At 73.4% G+C, this 16,586-nt stretch carries 10 protein-coding genes and 1 riboswitch; of the genes, 2 read left to right on the top strand and 8 right to left on the bottom strand.

What is annotated here, in order from left to right; all coding sequences use genetic code 11:
* Positions 1 to 8 precede the first annotated feature (8 nt).
* The 5 genes from ACQPY4_RS34680 to ACQPY4_RS34660 all read right to left on the bottom strand — a co-directional run bounded on the left by ACQPY4_RS34680 (position 9) and on the right by ACQPY4_RS34660 (position 3,894).
* Positions 9 to 806 carry an ABC transporter ATP-binding protein gene (locus ACQPY4_RS34680; RefSeq protein ID WP_433328301.1) on the bottom strand — a complete coding sequence of 266 codons (798 nt, stop codon included), beginning with the start codon at positions 804 to 806 and terminating at the stop codon, positions 9 to 11.
* A complete protein-coding gene (locus ACQPY4_RS34675; RefSeq protein WP_433328299.1) occupies positions 803 to 1,831 on the bottom strand; it encodes a FecCD family ABC transporter permease in 1,029 nt (342 codons plus the stop codon). The genes ACQPY4_RS34680 and ACQPY4_RS34675 overlap by 4 nt, the downstream gene beginning before the upstream one ends.
* Complete coding sequence (locus ACQPY4_RS34670; protein ID WP_433328297.1) at positions 1,828 to 2,793, bottom strand: ABC transporter substrate-binding protein; 966 nt, start codon at positions 2,791 to 2,793, stop codon at positions 1,828 to 1,830. The genes ACQPY4_RS34675 and ACQPY4_RS34670 overlap by 4 nt, the downstream gene beginning before the upstream one ends.
* Positions 2,790 to 3,068, bottom strand: a complete 279-nt coding sequence (locus tag ACQPY4_RS34665) for a hypothetical protein (protein WP_433328295.1) — start codon at positions 3,066 to 3,068, stop codon at positions 2,790 to 2,792. The genes ACQPY4_RS34670 and ACQPY4_RS34665 overlap by 4 nt, the downstream gene beginning before the upstream one ends.
* Positions 3,069 to 3,186: 118 nt before the next feature.
* A riboswitch (cobalamin riboswitch) is annotated at positions 3,187 to 3,375 on the bottom strand.
* 6 nt (positions 3,376 to 3,381) lie between these two features.
* Complete coding sequence (locus ACQPY4_RS34660) at positions 3,382 to 3,894, bottom strand: CGNR zinc finger domain-containing protein (RefSeq protein WP_433328293.1); 513 nt, start codon at positions 3,892 to 3,894, stop codon at positions 3,382 to 3,384.
* A 26-nt stretch (positions 3,895 to 3,920) separates the two neighbouring features.
* Between ACQPY4_RS34660 and ACQPY4_RS34655 the strand changes: the two genes are divergently transcribed.
* Positions 3,921 to 5,189, top strand: a complete 1,269-nt coding sequence (locus ACQPY4_RS34655) for an MFS transporter (RefSeq protein WP_433328291.1) — start codon at positions 3,921 to 3,923, stop codon at positions 5,187 to 5,189.
* Here the strand turns inward: ACQPY4_RS34655 and ACQPY4_RS34650 are convergent.
* Positions 5,156 to 6,010, bottom strand: coding sequence for an SAM-dependent methyltransferase (locus ACQPY4_RS34650; protein ID WP_433328289.1), 855 nt, complete (start codon positions 6,008 to 6,010; stop codon positions 5,156 to 5,158). The two genes, ACQPY4_RS34655 and ACQPY4_RS34650, sit on opposite strands and share 34 nt — an antisense overlap.
* A gap of 61 nt (positions 6,011 to 6,071) precedes the next feature.
* Positions 6,072 to 7,574 (bottom strand): HEAT repeat domain-containing protein, encoded by a 1,503-nt coding sequence (locus tag ACQPY4_RS34645; RefSeq protein WP_433328285.1) that lies wholly within the window; start codon positions 7,572 to 7,574, stop codon positions 6,072 to 6,074.
* A 174-nt stretch (positions 7,575 to 7,748) separates the two neighbouring features.
* Between ACQPY4_RS34645 and ACQPY4_RS34640 the strand changes: the two genes are divergently transcribed.
* The gene (locus tag ACQPY4_RS34640) at positions 7,749 to 13,232 is read left to right on the top strand and encodes a biotin carboxylase N-terminal domain-containing protein (protein ID WP_433328283.1); all 5,484 of its coding nucleotides are present in this window, start codon (positions 7,749 to 7,751) and stop codon (positions 13,230 to 13,232) included.
* Between the two features lie 45 nt (positions 13,233 to 13,277).
* Here ACQPY4_RS34640 and ACQPY4_RS34635 read toward each other — a convergent pair whose 3' ends face one another.
* Complete coding sequence (locus ACQPY4_RS34635; protein ID WP_433328281.1) at positions 13,278 to 16,121, bottom strand: ATP-binding protein; 2,844 nt, start codon at positions 16,119 to 16,121, stop codon at positions 13,278 to 13,280.
* Positions 16,122 to 16,586: the final 465 nt, after the last annotated feature.

Below are 16,586 nucleotides of genomic sequence, written 5' to 3'. Positions count from 1 at the left end.
CTTGGCCTTTACTTTCGTGGCCGAGGAACAACGACGACATGGACCGCTCCGGTCCGGGGATGGGCGGACACCTCGGCCTCGACCCGGTATACCTCGGCCAGCAGTTCCGGCGTCAGCACCTCGCCGGGCGGCCCGGCGGCGACCGCCCGGCCGCCGTCCAGCACCAGCAGGCGATCGCAGAACGCCGCGGCCAGGTTGAGGTCGTGCAGCGCGATCACGGCGGTGGCGCCCAGCCCGCCGACCAGGCGGAGCGCGTCGAGCTGGTGGCGCAGGTCAAGATGGTTGGTCGGCTCGTCCATGACCAGCGTCCCGGTCCGCTGGGCCAGCGCGCGGGCGATCAGGACCCGCTGCTTCTCCCCGCCCGACAGCCGGTCGAACCGGGCGGGGGCCAGCGGGGCGGCGTCCAGGACGTCCAGCGCCTCCATGACGATCGCGCGGTCGTCGCGGTCGTCGCCCTGGAACGCGCGCTTGTGCGGGGTGCGGCCCATCGCCACCACGTCGTAGACGGTCAGGTCGAACTCCCCGGGCGCCTCCTGGAGCACGGCCGCCAGCCGCCGGGCCGCCCGCCTGACCGGCATCCGCCACACGTCCTCGCCGCCCAGCAGCACCCGGCCGGACGTGGGACGCAGCGCCCGGTAGAAGGTGCGCAGCAGGGTGGACTTCCCGGCGCCGTTGGGCCCCACGAGCCCCACGACCTCCCCGGGGGCCGCCTCCAACGAGACCTCGTCGACCAGGGTCCGGCCGCCGATCACGACGGTCACCTTCTCCGCCCGCAGGGACTCCGGACGCGGACGACCCGTGCTCACGGCGCCGCCCGGCGCCGCATGAGCCACAGGAAGAAGGGCCCACCGGCCAGGGCGGTGAGGATGCCCACCGGGATCTCCTCGGGGCTGACCAGGGTCCGCGCGGCCAGATCGGCGGCGATCAGGAACGCCGCGCCCAGCAGCGCGACGGCCGGGAGCGCGCGCCGGTGGTCGGCGCCGACCAGCAGCCGGACCACATGCGGCATGATCAGCCCGACGAACCCGATCGAGCCGCTGACCGCCACGATCGCTCCGATCATGAGGGCGACCAGCACGAACAGCGCGGCGCGGAACCGGTGCGCGTCCAGGCCCAGGGACGCGGCGGCCTCCTCGCCGGCCAGCAGCAGGTTCAACGGGCGGCACAGCCCCAGCAGCACCGCCGTCCCGGCCAGCACCACGGCCGCCGGAATCCACAGCACCGTCCAGGTGGTGCCGGCCAGACCGCCCAGCATCCACCGCATCGCCGACTCGGCCGCGCGCGGATCGTCGGAGGTGAGCACCAGGTAGCCGGCCACCGCGGACAGCACCTCGGCCGTGGCGACCCCGGCCAGCACGAGCCTGACCGTGGTCATCCGCCCGCCGGACCTGGCCAGGAGGTACACCAGCACCAGCGCCAGGAACGCGCCGCCGAAGGCCGCCAGCGGCAGCGAGAAGATCCCGAACCAGGCGAACTGGAACACCACGACCAGCACCGCCCCGACCGTGGCGCCCGACGAGACGCCCAGCAGCATCGGGTCGGCCAGCGGGTTGCGCACCAGGGCCTGGAGCGCCGCCCCGCACACCGACAGGCCCGCCCCGACCACCGCGCACAGCAGGACGCGGGGGAGCCGCACGTCCAGCACGATCGTCTCGCGCACCGGCGTCCACGCCGGATCGGCCAGGGACGGGTGCAGCCGGTGCAGCAGGATGCCCCAGACCTGGTCGGGCGGGACGCGCACCGACCCGGCCGCGATCCCCGCCGTGGCCGCCACCAGCACCAGCGCCCCGAGCGACGCGATCACCAGCGGGTAGGGAACCTTCAGCGTCACGCGAAGCGGCTCGGATGCAGCTGCCGGGCCAGCGACTCCACCGCGCCCGCCACCCGCACGCCGGTCACGGTGGACGAGAGCGGCAGCACCGCGAACCGCCGGTTCCGGATCGCGGGCACGTCCTTCAGGGCGGGGTTGGACATCAGGAACCGCTTCTTGTCCTCGACGGACTGCCTGCCGTAGTCGTAGATGACGATGACCTCGGGCGCCCGCTCGGCGAACTGCTCGAAGGACACGTCCCCGTACGCCTTCTTCAGGTCCGAGAACAGGTTGGTCCCGCCCGCCAGCCGGATCAGCTCGTTGCCGATCCCGGCGCCGCCCGCGGTGAACACCGTCTTGTCGCCGCTGTCGTAGACCGCGATCTTCAGCGGGGCCACTCCGGCGATCCCGCCCCTGACCCGGTCGAGGACGGCGCGCTGCGCGGCGATCCTGCGCTCGGCCCGGCCGGGCACCCCGAAGATCTTCGCGATCGTCCTGAGCTCCTCCTCGACCGTGGCCATGGTCACCGGGCCCTTGGGGCACTCCTCGCCGTTGAGGTGGGTGTCGATCCCGGCCTTGCGCAGGGCCGCCCGCCCCCGGCCCTCCTTCTCGTCGAACGTGCTGGTCCAGCCGCCGTAGACGAAGTCGGGCTCCACCGACAGCAGGGCCTCGTAGGACGGGTACTCCTTGGACAGCACCTTGACCCGGTCGTAGGCCGCCTGGAACTCGGGCAGGACCTTGTCGTCGGGATAGCCCGTGCCGACCATCGACTTCTCCAGGCCCAGCGCCAGCATCACCTCGGTCGCGTGCTGGTTCAGCGACACCGCCCGCTGCGGCGGACGCTGGTAGGAGGTCGTCACGCCGCAGTTGGTCACGGTCACCGGAAACCCGGGGGCCGCCTTCACGCGCTCCTCGCGGTTCGGCCCGCCGCAGCCCGCGAGCAGCAGCGCCAGGACGAGCAGGCGGCCGATCACGGCGGTCACGCTTCGCTCCGTCCGGGCGGGGCGAAGACGTACAGGTCAAGGACGGCGGGAGGCGCGGCGAGCCCCGGCCCCCCGGCCCGGACCCAGTCCGCGATGTCCTCGGTGGCCGCCGCGTCGTTCACCAGCCCGAGCCACACCGGCCGCGCGCCCGCGGCCCGGCCCTCGGCCGAGGGCTGCACGACGACGACGTTGGCCTGCTCGCACACGTCCAGGCATTCGGCGACCCGGACGGGGGCGACGGTGCGAAGACGGTCGAGCTGGCGGGCGTGATCCACGCCGGTCACCTTGGGACTGCCGCAGCAGCAGTCCCGGCACACCGTCACCCGGCACGGTGCCGGATCCGACGAGCCCATGGGCATGTCGCCCTCCTCTCTGGGGAGATCCGCCCCAGGTCCTCGAGGAGGCGACCGCGTGAGTCTCCTGGCTCTCGGGTCGATGCTCGTCCCGGCCTTCCCACCCGCTCGCGCGGGAGGTGGCCTGTTCGGGATCCGCTCGCCGATCACAGTGGCGGGACCGCGCCGGATTCACACCGGCTTCCTCGTCCGCCGTCGCCTACAGCGCACATCATGGCACACGCGACAAAGGCGACTAGGCGCGCGCTCGATGGCGCCGCACGGCGTCCCGGGTGCCGCATCGCTGGGAGCAGTAGCGCTGCCGCCCGGTGCGTGAGGTGTCGGCGAAGATCATGGTGCACTCGGCCACCGCGCACCGCCTGAGCCGGTGCATGCCGCGCCCGACCAGGTGCAGCGCCGTGCCGACGGAGATGAGCGTGGCCAGCAGGGCGCCGAGCGGCCTGGCGTCGTCGCGGTAGTGCAGATGCCAGCCGCCGCCGTGGTCGGTCAGCCGGGGATGCGCGGCCGTCTCGGCGAGCATCCGATTGAGCAGCCCGGCCCGCTCGCCCTCGCCGGTGGCGTCGACGACCTTCTCCCAGGCGTCCAGCGTCGCCAGCGCCCGGTCAAGATCGTCCGGCCGGACGGGCAGCTCCAGCTCAAGCCCGGCCGACCGGCAGCGCTCCGCCAGCTCCCCGGCGGTCCCGGGCCGCCGGTTGGCCAGATCGGCGGCGAGGTTCACCACGTCCGCGCCGTAAGGGTTGAGGTGCATAAAGGTATTACACCAGGCTGGCGGGCATGGAACGAACCGCGCCGCGGCCGCCACCCGCCGTCGACCCACTCCGCTACCGGTGGGTCATCCTCGGCGTGGCCACCTTCACCCAGGCGGCCACCGCCTTCTTCGTCCAGGGCATCGGGGCGATGGGCGTCCACCTCCAGCGCGACCTGGACATCAGCACCGCCCAGCTGGGCCTGCTGCTCTCGGCGGCCCAGTTCGCGCCGCTCCTCGGCTTCCTGGTCGCCGGGGAACTGCTGGACCGCTACAACGAGCGCTGGATCGTCGGAACCGGCGCCACCGTGGTCGCCGCGGGCCTGCTCCTGGGCAGCACGGCGCCGGGATACGCGTCCCTGCTCCTGGTCCTGCTGCTCGTCGGCGCCGGGTACAGCACCATCCAGCCGGGTGGGACCAAGTCCGTGGCGTCCTGGTTCGACCCGTCCCGGCGCGGCTTCGCGATGGGCATCCGCCAGGCGGGCCTCCCGCTGGGCGCCGCGCTCTCCTCGGCCGCGCTGCCCTTCCTCGCCGGAGCCACGAGCTGGCGCGCGACCCTCCTGGCCGGCGGCCTCGTCGCCCTGCTGGGCGCCGCCGTCTTCATGGTCTTCTACCGCCGTCCGCCCCACGTCACCGTCCCGGAGGACGGCCCGCACCTCTCCCTCGGAGCCCAGCTCGCCGCCCGCTTCGGCATGGTCCGCGAGCCGTCGATGCGGAAGGTCCTGCTGTCCGGGCTCAGCCTGATCTCGGTGCAGTGCGGGGTGGGAATCCTGACCGTCCTGTACCTCTACGAGAAGGCGTCCCTGGAAGCGGGCGCGGCCACCCTCGTCCTCGTGGCGTCCCTGGGCGCGGGCGTCGCGGGACGCATCGTCCTCGCCGCCTGGAGCGACCGCGTCGCGTCCCGCTACACCTGCGTCATGACCTGCATGATCGCGGTCATCGCCGGGATGGCCGTCCTGATGACGCCGCTGGGACGCGAACCCGTTCCGGCGAGCCTGACGTTCGTCTGGCTCGGCTTCTTCGGCCTCGGCTGGTACGGCCCCTGGCTGGCCTACCTGACCGAGTCCGCCCCGCCGGGCAAGGTGGGCTTCGCGCTCGGCATGGTCATGGCGGTGAACCAGATCGCCATCGTCCTGGTCCCGCCCACCCTGGGCCTTCTCAAGGACCTGACGGGCAGCTACACCCCCGCCTGGGCCGTCCTCACCGCCCTCACCCTCGCCACCCTGGCGGCCACGGCCCCGGCTGTCGCGGCCGTCGTGAGCCGTCAGGGCTTGCGGAGGAGACCGCCGTACTCGTAGAGGTCCTTGTTGCGCGCGGTGATGCCCACGTAGGGGGTGAGTTCGGCGGGGACGGGGGCCAGCGGGGGCTGGGTGGCGTCGGGGTTCCAGTCCAGGACGTTCACCAGGCCGGGGGCGACGGGCTCCAGCCCGTCGCAGAGGGCGCCGAGCTCGGCCGGGGTCCGGGTCTGCCAGGGGATTCCGGCGGCGGTGATCTGCGCGCTCATCACCGCGCCGCGCCTGGGGTCGTCGGCCACGACCTGGGAGAGGCCCAGGTGGCTGCCGGAGACGGCCCGGTCGATGATCGTGCGCAGGATCCGGCGCGGGTTCTCGGCGTCGGGCAGATGGTGCACGACCGACAGGAACAGGACGGCCAGCGGCTCGTCGAAGTTGATCAGGCGCTTGACGTCCGGGTGGTCCAGGACGGACGCCTGGTCGCGCATGTCGGCGGTGATGACCGTGGTCGTGGCGTTGTCGGCCAGCAGCGCCCGGCCGTGCGCCAGCACGATCGGGTCGATGTCGACGTAGACGACCGTGACGTCCGGCGCGAACCGCTGCGCCACCTGGTGCACGTTGTTGTCGGTGGGCAGCCCGCAGCCCATGTCGATGAACTGGCGGATACCGGCGTCCTGCACCAGGTACTTGACCGCGCGATAGAGGAACTCGCGGTTCTGCCGGGCGATGTCGACGCATTCGGGGAAGCCCTGCAGGGTGTTCCGGATGAACTGCCGGTCGATCTCGTAGTTGTCCTTGCCGCCGAGCATCCAGCCGTAGGCGCGGGCCGAGGTCGGTACGGCGGTGGGGAGCGCCGCCGGGTCGATGTCGTCGCCGTCGTTGGCCATGGAGCCTCCCGTGCCTGTTCCACTGCGGCGCCCTCGCGGTGGGACGACCGGCTCGAGCAGCCTACCCATCCGCCCCACCGCGCGACGACGCCGAGCGGCGCGCTCGGGGACGATCAAGATGAACACCCTGTGAACGGTGACATTTGAGGGCCTCCACGGCGGCCTGGCGGACGCGGGGCGAGGCGTCCTCGACCAGGGCGGCGAGGCGGGACTCGAACTCCGGGACGTCGTGACTCTTCAGGAAGCGGCCCGCGCCCAGGGCCGCGTGGTAGCGGACGGACTCATCGGGATCGTCGAGGGCGGTCAGGAAGCGGTCGCCCTCGTCGTCCGGCAGCAGCCACAGCGCCGCCGCCCGGTTCTCACCCGTGCCCTCGTCGGCCACGCGCCGCACCTCGGGCAGGACGCGGGGCAACTCCGCCCGCAACGCCCCGATCGCGGGCCAGACCGCCGCGCCGTCATGCGCCAGGACGCCCAGCAGCGCCCGCACCGCCACGCCGCGCCGCCGCCGGAGACCGCCACGGTCGAGCAGACCCGACAGGCCCCGGACCGCGCCCAGCCGCACGTCCACGGCCTCGTGGCCGAGCAGCGCGGCCAGCGCCGCCACGTCGTCGCGGCCGCCGACCGTCCCCAGCGCCCGGGCCGCCTGCCCCACGGGCCCGCGCCCCCGGGCGAGCACCGACCGCAGCGCCGCGACGGCCTCCCGCGTCCCGATGCCCGTCAGCGCCTGGACGGCGGCCCAGCCGACCACCGGGTCGTCCAGAGCGCGGACCGCGTGCGGGAGTCCGCGCCGGTCGCCCGACCGGCCCAGCGCCCGCAGCAGGTCGGTGCGCGCCTCGTCATCGCGCTCGCGTTCGAGCGCGCCGAGGAGCGTCCCCGCCATGGACCGCTCCCAGTGCGCGGCGAGCCAGCGCGCCGCCGCCCGCCGCGCGGCGGGCTCGGGGTCGGCGAGCCCAACGGCGATGATCTCGTGCGCCTCCGGCGTCCGCTCCAGCTCGGCCAGCCGGTTCATCGCGCCCGCCCGCCGCCACGGGTCGTCGTCCCGCGCCACCCGAAGCAGGACGTCGGTGACCTCGTCGCCCCAGTGCCGGACGAAGAAGAGCGCGTAGTCCGCGACGCGCCGGTAGGGATCGCCGAGCATCCGCACGATCGCCTCGGCCCGGACTTTCAACCCCTCGGGGCCGGTCACCCGCCGCAGCGTCGTGAGCGCGTTCAGCCGGACATGCTCGTCGGCGTCCGACAGCAGCCGCAGGCAGGCCGTCTCCAGCGGCGGGCCGGACAGCTCCAGCCGCTCGGACGCCAGGAGCGCGCGCCTGCGGACCCGCGCGTCCGGATCGTCCAGCAGCTCGATCAGCCGGTCGCCGGCCGAGACGACGCCGAGCCGTCCCAGCCCGATCGCGGCCGCCTCCCGCACGGCGCTCACGTCGTACGTGGCGTCCAGCAGGACGTGGACGTGCTCGCGGCGCCCGAGCCGTCCCAGCCCCTTGGCCGCCGCCGCCCGCCGCGCGGCCGTGCCCGCCTCCCGCAGCTCGCGCACCAAGAACCGGATCTGGTGTTCGTCGCTCACGCCCCCCCGATCACTTGCTTTGTAGGGTTCCCACAACACAACGGCTCCGCCATGCGTGGTGCGGGACATTGGTGGACGAGCCGGTGATCCAGCAGGGTAGAGGGCAGTGCGCAGCGCGGCGCTCCGGGACCCGGAGGCCGCCGGCCGTGTCAGGGTGCTTGGGAGGCTCAACCGGTGTTCAGTCGTGTCGCCATCGTCAACCGCGGAGAGGCCGCGATGCGGCTCATCCACGCCGTCCGGGAGCTTTCGGCGGAGACCGGGACGCGGGTCGAGACGGTCGCCCTCTACACCGACGCCGACCGCACCGCGACCTTCGTCCGCGAGGCCGACGTCGCCTACCCGCTCGGCCCGGCCTCGGCCCGTCCCTACCTCGACCTGGCCGTGCTGGAGCGGGCCCTGGTGGAGACCGGGGCCGACGCCGCCTGGGTCGGCTGGGGCTTCGTGGCCGAAGACCCGGCGTTCGCCGAGCTGTGCGAGAAGATCGGCGTCACCTTCGTCGGGCCGAGCCCGGACGCCATGCGCCGGCTGGGCGACAAGATCGGCGCCAAGCTGATCGCCGAGGAGGTCGGCGTCCCGGTCGCGCCGTGGAGTCGCGGCGAGGTCGCCACCCTGGACGACGCCCTGCGCGCCGGCGAGGAGATCGGCTACCCGCTGATGCTCAAGGCGACCGCAGGCGGCGGCGGGCGCGGCATCCGCATGGTCGCCTCCCAGGAGGACCTGACCGACGCCTACGAGCGCACCAGCCAGGAGGCGCTGCGCGCGTTCGGCTCCGGCGTGGTTTTCCTGGAGCGCCTGGTCACCGGCGCCCGGCATGTCGAGGTCCAGGTCATCGCGGACGGGCAGGGCACCGCGTGGGCGCTGGGCGTGCGCGACTGCTCGGTGCAGCGCCGCAACCAGAAGATCATCGAGGAGTCCGCGTCCCCGGTGCTGTCGGACGCGCAGACCGCCGAGCTGAAGGCGTCGGCCGAGCGGCTGGCGGTGGCCGTCGGCTACCGGGGCGCCTGCACCGTGGAGTTCCTCTACCACCCCGGGGAGAAGCTGTTCGCCTTCCTTGAGGTCAACACCCGGCTCCAGGTGGAGCACCCGATCACCGAGCTCACCACCGGCACCGACCTGGTCCGGCTCCAGCTGCACGTCGCGGCCGGCGGGAAGCTGGAGGGCCCCCAGCCGGAGGAGTCCGGCCACGCCATCGAGGCCCGCCTCAACGCCGAGGACCCCGACCGCGACTTCGCGCCCGCCCCGGGACGCATCGCGCGTCTGGTGCTGCCCACCGGGCCCGGCATCCGCGTCGACACCGGCGTCCGCGAGGGCGACACCATCCCGGCCGACTTCGACTCGATGATCGCCAAGATCATCGCCTATGGCCGCGACCGCGAGCAGGCCATGGGACGCCTCCGCCGCGCGATGGCCCAGACCACGGTGATCATCGAGGGCGGCGCGGTCAACAAGAGCTTCGTGCTCGACCTGCTCGACCAGCCCGAGGTGATCGACGCGACCGCCGACACCGGCTGGATCGACCGGGTGCGCGGCGAGGGCCGCCTGGTCAGCCACCGGCACTCGGCGGTGGCGCTGGCCGCCGCCGCGATCGAGGCGTACCAGGACGAGGAGGAGGTGGCCCGCCGCAGGCTGCTGGCCACCGCCCACGGTGGGCGCCCGCAGGTGCAGCACGACCCGGGCCGCCCGCTCGACCTCAAGCTCCGCGGCGTCGGCTACCGGGTGAGCGTGGCCCGAGTGGGGCACAGCCGGTTCCGCGTCGGCGTCTCCGGCGGGGGCGACGTCCATCCGGCCGAGGTCGAGGTGGAGCGGTTCGACGCCCACAGCGGCCAGATCGTGGTCAACGGCCACCGCTTCCGCGTCGTGTCGGCCACGCACGGACCGATCCATCTGGTCGAGGTCGACGGCGTCACGCACCGGATCAGCCGCGACGAGGGCGGCGTCGTCCGCTCGCCCGCGCCCGCGCTGGTGGTCGCGACGCCGCTGTCGGTCGGCGACGAGGTCGAGCCGGGCGCGCCGATCCTGGTGCTGGAGAGCATGAAGATGGAGACGGTGCTGCGCGCGCCGTTCCGCGCCCGCGTCCGCGAGTGCCCCGTCGCGGTCGGCAGCCAGGTCGAGACCGGCGCGCCGCTGATGCGGCTCGAACCGCTGACCGACGAGAGCGCGCAGGAGGCCGAGGCCGCCGCCGAGACGGTCGAGAACGACCTGCCCGCCGCGCCCGCGGCCCCGTCCGCGGCCGAGCGAGCCGAACGCGCCCTGCGTGACCTGCGCGGCGTGCTGCTCGGCTTCGACGCCGCGCCGGGCGACCGCGAGCGGCTGCTGGACGGCTACCTGGCCGCCCGCGCCGAGCTGGCCGGACGCCCGCTCGAAGGCGAGCTCGACCTGCTCACCGTCTTCGCCGACCTGTCCGAGCTCAGCCGCAACAAGCCGGGCGGCGAGCTCGACGCCGAGCCGGGCAGCCCGGTGCACAGCCCGCGCGAGTTCTTCCACAGCTACCTGCAGAGCCTCGACGTCGAGCGCGCCGGCGTCACCGAGGGCTTCCAGGCCAACCTCACCAAGGTCTTCGCCCACTACGGCGTCGAGGGCCTGGACCGGACGCCGGAGCTGGAGGCCGCGGTCTTCCGGATCTTCCTGGCCCAGCAGCAGGCGGGACACGGCGTCGCGGTCGTCTCGCAGGTGCTGCGCGAGTGGCTGGGCGGCGTCCCGCCGTTCGAGGAGCTGGGCGAACGCGCCGGGCGCACCCTTGAGCATCTGGTCGAGGCCACCCAGGTGCGCTTCCCGACCGTGTCCGACCTGGCCCGCGGCGTGGTGTTCCGCTGGTACACCCAGCCGCTGATGCGCCGCAACCGCGCCAAGGTGTACGCCGCGGTCCGCGACGAGCTGCGCTATCTCGACCAGAACCCGGACGCGCCCGACCGCGCCGACCGCATCCAGACCATGGTGGGCAGTTCCGAGCCCCTGGTCCGGCTGATCGGCCAGCGGATGGGCCGCAACGGGCTCGACCACACACCGCTGCTGGAAGTGCTGACCCGGCGCTACTACGGCAACCGCTGGCTGGCGGGGGTCACCACCCGGGAGACCGCGGGCTGCCGGTTCGTCACCGCCGAGCACACCGGTTCCGGCCCCCTGCGGCGTGTGGTCACCACCGCCGTGGACATCGACGCCCTGCCCGGCGCGTTCGCCTCCGTCGGCGCGTTCGCCGCCGACGTCCCCGAGAACGGCCTGGTCGCCGACCTCTACGTCACCTGGGAGGACCAGCCGGACGCCGACACCATGGCCGCGCGGCTCGCCGGGCTCCTGGCCGAGCACCCGCAGCCGCCGGGTGTCCGCCGGATCACCACCACCGTGACCGGCACCAGCGGCGCGGTGATGCACCACCACTTCACCTTCCGGCCCGACGGCGCGGGCTTCACCGAGGACCGGCTGATCCGCGGCCTGCACCCGCAGATCGCGCAGCGTCTCCAGCTCCAGCGGCTGCGCGAGTTCGACCTCACCAGGCTGCCGTCGGCGGACGAGGAGATCTACCTGGTCAAGGCCGTCGCCAAGAGCAACCCCGCCGACGAGCGGCTCATCGCGCTGGGCCAGGTCCGCGACCTGACACCGGTGCGCGAGGCCGACGGCAGGCTGCTCGCCCTGCCCGTCGCCGAGGACGTGTTCACCGCCTGCCTGGACGCGATCCGCACCATCCAGGCGCAGCGGCCGCAGAACAAGCGCTACGACATCAACCGGATCCTGCTGTACATCTGGCCGCCGACCGACCTGACCGTCGACGAGCTCAAGGCGCTGGTCCGGCGGCTGCAGCCGACCATCGGCGGCGCGGGCCTGGAGGAGGTCCAGTTCGTGGCCCGCCGCCGCACCCCGGCCGGCGCGCTGACCGAGATCGCCGTGCGGATCACCCAGGAGCCCGGGCACGGCGCGAGCCTGCACGTCGCGGGCCCGTCCACCGAACCGCTGCGCCCCCTGGACGGCTACCGCCAGAAGGTCCTGCGCGCCGCGCGCCGGGGCAACGTCTACCCCTACGAGCTGACCGGGATGCTCGCCGGTCCCCGTGGCCGCTTCGTCGAGCACGACCTCGACGAGCACGGCGCGCTCGTCCCGGTCGAGCGGCCGAAGGGCCAGAACACCGCCGCGATCGTCGCGGGCGTCGTCACCACGCCCACCGAGCGCCACCCCGAAGGCGTCACCCGGGTCGTCCTCCTCGGCGACCCGACCAAGGCGCTGGGCGCGCTCTCCGAACCCGAGTGCTCGCGGGTGATCGCCGCGCTCGACCTCGCCGAGCGGATGCGCGTGCCCCTGGAATGGTTCGCCCTGTCGGCGGGCGCGCGGATCTCGATGTCCTCGGGCACCGAGAACATGGACTGGGTCGCCGCCGCCCTCAAGCGGATCGTGACGTTCACCCAGGCCGGCGGCGAGATCAACATCGTGGTCGCCGGGATCAACGTCGGCGCCCAGCCGTACTGGAACGCCGAGGCGACGATGCTCACCCACACCAAGGGCATCCTGGTGATGACGCCCGACTCGGCGATGGTCCTCACCGGCAAGCAGGCGCTCGACTTCTCCGGCGGCGTCTCGGCCGAGGACAACTTCGGCATCGGCGGCTACGACCGCGTCATGGGACCCAACGGCCAGGCGCAGTACTGGGCCCCCGACCTGCCCGGAGCCCGCGACGTCCTGATGGCGCACTACGACCACACCTACGTGGTGCCGGGCGAGACCTCACCGCGCCGGGCCGCCACCACCGACCCGCTCGACCGCGACGTCTCCGGCTACCCGCACACCATGGCCGGCAGCGACTTCGCCACCGTCGGCGAGATCTTCTCCACCGAGCTCAACCCGGACCGCAAGAAGCCGTTCGACATCCGCACGGTGATGCGGGCCCTGGCCGACCAGGACCACCCCGTCCTCGAACGCTGGGCGGGCATGGCCGACGCCGAGAACTCGGCCGTGCAGGACGTCCACATCGGCGGCCTGCCCGTCTGCCTGATCGGCATCGAGTCGCGGTCGGTGCCCCGGCGGGGCTTCCCGCCCACCGACGGCCCCGACACCTACACCGCGGGCACGCTCTTCCCGCGTTCGTCCAAGAAGACGGCCCGCGCCATCAACGCCGCCTCGGGCAACCGTCCCCTGGTGGTGCTGGCGAACCTCTCCGGCTTCGACGGCTCCCCGGAGTCGATGCGCAAGCTCCAGCTGGAGTACGGCGCCGAGATCGGCCGGGCGATCGTCAACTTCGAGGGCCCGATCGTCTTCTGCGTCATCTCCCGCTACCACGGCGGCGCGTTCGTGGTGTTCTCCAAGGCGCTCAACCCGAACATGACCGTGCTGGCCCTGGAGGGCTCGTTCGCCTCGGTGCTCGGCGGCGCCCCGGCGGCGGCCGTGGTCTTCTCCGGCGACGTCAACAACCGCACCGCCACCGACCCGCGCGTCACCGACCTCCAGGCCCGGATCTCCGGCACCAGCGGCGCCGAGCGGGCGGCGCTCAACGCCCGGCTCGCCGAGGTCCAGTCGTCGGTGCGGGCCGAGAAGCTGGGCGAGGTGGCCGCCGAGTTCGACCGCGTCCACAGCATCCAGCGCGCGGTCGAGGTCGGCTCGGTGGACGCCATCGTCAGCGCCGCCGAGCTGCGCCCCCGCATCATCGAGGCCATCGAGCACGGCCTCAAGCGCTGACGGCGCCAAGTCCCTCCGCCACGGCGGCGGAGGGGCTCGCGCGGCTCAGAGCCGGATGTCCTGCCGCGAGCTGACGCCGAGCTTGCGCAGGATGTTGGCGACGTGCTCCTCCACCGTCCGGCGGGACAGGAACATGGCCTGGGCGATCTCCCGGTTGGTCTGGCCGCCGACCAAAAGCCGGGCGACCTCGCGCTCGCGGGGCGACAGCTCGTTGCCGTAGCCGCGGCGGCCCCGGCGGGACGGGGTCGCGGCGCCGGTGGCGCGGGCCAGCGCGCGGCAGCGGGCGGCGTCCATGGTGGCGCCGAGCTCCTCGTAGGAACGTGCCAGCTCGTTGAGCGCGGCCCCGTCCGGCTGCTCGCCACGGGCGAGCTGCTCGCGGAGCTGGGCGACGCGGTAGGGGATGCCCATGCGCTCGTGCTGGTCGATCGCGTCCTCGAACAGCCGGGCCGCCTCGGCATGGTCGCCCGCCGCGCGGGCGAGCCGAGCGCGGCACGCGATCACCGCCGCGCTCGCCAGGGGCGCGTCGAGCCCGTCGAGGTTGGCGCAGAGCTCGTCCACCAGAAGGCCCGCGTCCGCGGTCCGTCCGGCAGCCAGGTACGCCTCGACGGCCGGTGGCGCGACCTCGCCCGTCCAGGCCCACACGCCCTTTTGGCGGAGCAGTTCGACGGCGCGGTCGGCGAACGCGCAGGCCGCGCCGGGGTCGTCGCGGTTCAGCAGCATGGTGATCATCCCGCCGTACGCGGCGATCGCCACCGGGAAGATCGCCGACTCGGGCTGGGTCATGCCGGTGACGGTGAAGTCGGCCTCGGCCTGGTCCCAGTCGCCGCGCGCGGTGGCCAGCCAGCCCTTGACCAGGTGCAGCTCGCTGGTGACCGGCCCCATGTGTGCGTAGACCTGGGCGAGACGGTCGGCGCGGTCGTCCAGGCCCGCCCAGTCACCGCAGGCCCAGTCGAGCCGGATCCGGGTCGCCTCGGCGGTCCCGAACGCGTACGAGGCCCCGGACCGGGAGGCCAGGTTCAGGCCGGTGCGCAGGAACGTCGCGGCGCGCTCGTAGTGCCCGACCCAGGAGCAGGCGTCGGCCAGGTTGCAGTGCAGGCGGGCGAGCTGGCGGTTGTGCTCGGAGTCAGCGTCCGCCGGCTGCGGCATGAGCCGGTCGATCCGGCTCCAGGCCTCGGGGTCGCCGTCCACGCGGGCGCCGAGGATGTTGGCCAGCAGCGCCGTCCGGTTCGCCCCGGGCGGCAGTTCCTCGGCACGTTCCTCCAGGCGCCGCAACCAGTCCCGGCTCACGGAGAGCGGCGCGCCAGACAGGTAGGGGATGGCGAGCACGGACATTCCGCGCAGCAGCCGCTCGGGAACGTACCGCTGACTCGCGATGGCCGCCTCGATCTCCGCCCGCCCCCGGCTGAGCTCACCGGTCGTGCGGATCAGCAGCAGCCCGAGCCAGAGCCGCACCTCGCTCTTGGCGTCCGCCGATAGGCGCGGGTCGGTCAGCAGGTCCTCGATCTGGGCGATGACCCCCTCGTGGTACAGCCCGGTCAGCGCGTTCTCGCACAGCTTGATCGCCAGCCGGTCGACATCGGCCGCGACGACGCCGGGCTCGGCGACCACGGCGCGCAGCAGCTCGATCGCCGTGGCCGCGTCCCCGGCCTCCATGGCCGCGTCGGCCGCGTCCTCGCTGTGGCGCAGCCAGTCGTCCGGCAGCCCGGCCCGCTTGGCGTGCGAGGCGAGCTGGATCAGCGGCGGCGGATCGAGCCGCGACAGCGCCTCCAGGGCGCGCAGGTGCAGGTCGGCCCGGCGGGGGCCGGGCAGCGAGTCGTAGGCGGCCCGCTGGGCCAGCGCGTGGCGGTAGCCGTACCTGTTCTCGTCGAACTCGACCAGGACGGCGCTCTCCAGCAGCTGGGCCAGATGCCGCCAGCCGTCGACCCCGGCCATGTCGCCCAGCAGCTCGGCGGACGCGGGGACGCCGAGCACCGCAGCCGCCTCGGCGACCGACCGTGCCGCGTCCGAGAGCGAGTGCGTCCGTTCCAGCAGGGCCTCGCGCAGCAGCGCCGGGACGCCGACGTCGTCCAGCAGTGTGGCGACGCTGTCGTCGTGCACGTCGCCGCCGAGATCCTGCAGCGCTCGCGTCGTCTCCTCGACCACGAACGGCAGCCCCGCCGTGCGCTGCCGCATGATCTCGGCGAACTCGGGCGATACCGACCGGCCGCCCAGGATGGCCTCGACCAGCCCGCGCACGCCCTCGGCGTCCAGCGGCCCGAGGACCAGATGGGCGCTGGTCGTCCCGGGCGTCGGCCGGAACGCGCGGCCCAGCGGCGAGTCACCGGGCAGGTCCTCGCGCCGGAACGTCACTACCAGCGACAGCGCCCGTGGCGGGTTCGACATGATGAACCGCAGCATCTGCCGGGTGCCGTCGTCGGCCCAGTGGACGTCCTCGATCACCACCAGGGCGGGCCCGACCGCGTCCAGCAGCTCGCGCACCGCACGGAACAGCCGGTGCCGCTCGGCCACCGGGTCGCCCAGCGGCTCGGGCGGCTCCGGCAGCCGTTCGGCCAGCTCGGGCAGGTACCGCCGCAGGGCCCCGGTGACCGGGCTCAGCTCCCCGAGCGGACCGCTCCACGACCGTAGGCACTCGAAGATCACGCCATACGGGAACGGCTCGCTCAACGGCTGGCAGTACCCGACGGTGACCCACACGGGCTTCTCCCGCGTCCCCGTCACCAGCTCGGCCACCAGCCGGGACTTCCCGACCCCGGCCTCACCCTCGACGAAGACCACCGAAGGGGCCCCGGCGGCCGCGATGGTCAGGGTCTCCAGCTCCGCCCCGCGTCCGACCAGAACGGGAGAGCTGCCCCGGACGGAAACGCGGGAACCGCGCGCACCAAACCCCATCACCACTCCCGGCAAGCAGGGCATTCACCACAAACAAAGCTCCCCGAGAATACGCATCCCTCAAACCCTCCCGAAACCCCAATCTCACCTTGACTTCACAAGAATCCCCCGCGCGCTGATCATCAGCGCCGCGACCACCGTGCGGCCGCTCACCGGCCCGGTAATGGCGATCATGATCGTCCACACCGAATGCGCCGCCCCGCCGGGCGCGCGGCCGGGAACGAGCGCACCGGACCAGGCCCCTCGTCATGGTCCGGTGCGCGGTATCGGGCCGGTTATCACCGACGACCGGATAACCGGCCCTCGGCATTGTGTCCAACGAATCCCGGCCGGTGGAACGGGAAAGCGCGCTCCGGCGTCGAATAGGACATGGCGTAGCGCTGACCTGCGCTTTTGTTAACAGGATGGGACGGATGCACCCGCCTGGTTAAGGTGGCGTGACGGCGTCGCGCACGAGACGGTCCA

The organism is Spirillospora sp. CA-294931, from assembly GCF_050946795.1.
Lineage (GTDB): Bacteria > Actinomycetota > Actinomycetes > Streptosporangiales > Streptosporangiaceae > Spirillospora.
The sequence above is the reverse complement of the archived record's forward strand: the minus strand, read 5'-3'. Positions and strand labels throughout refer to the sequence as shown.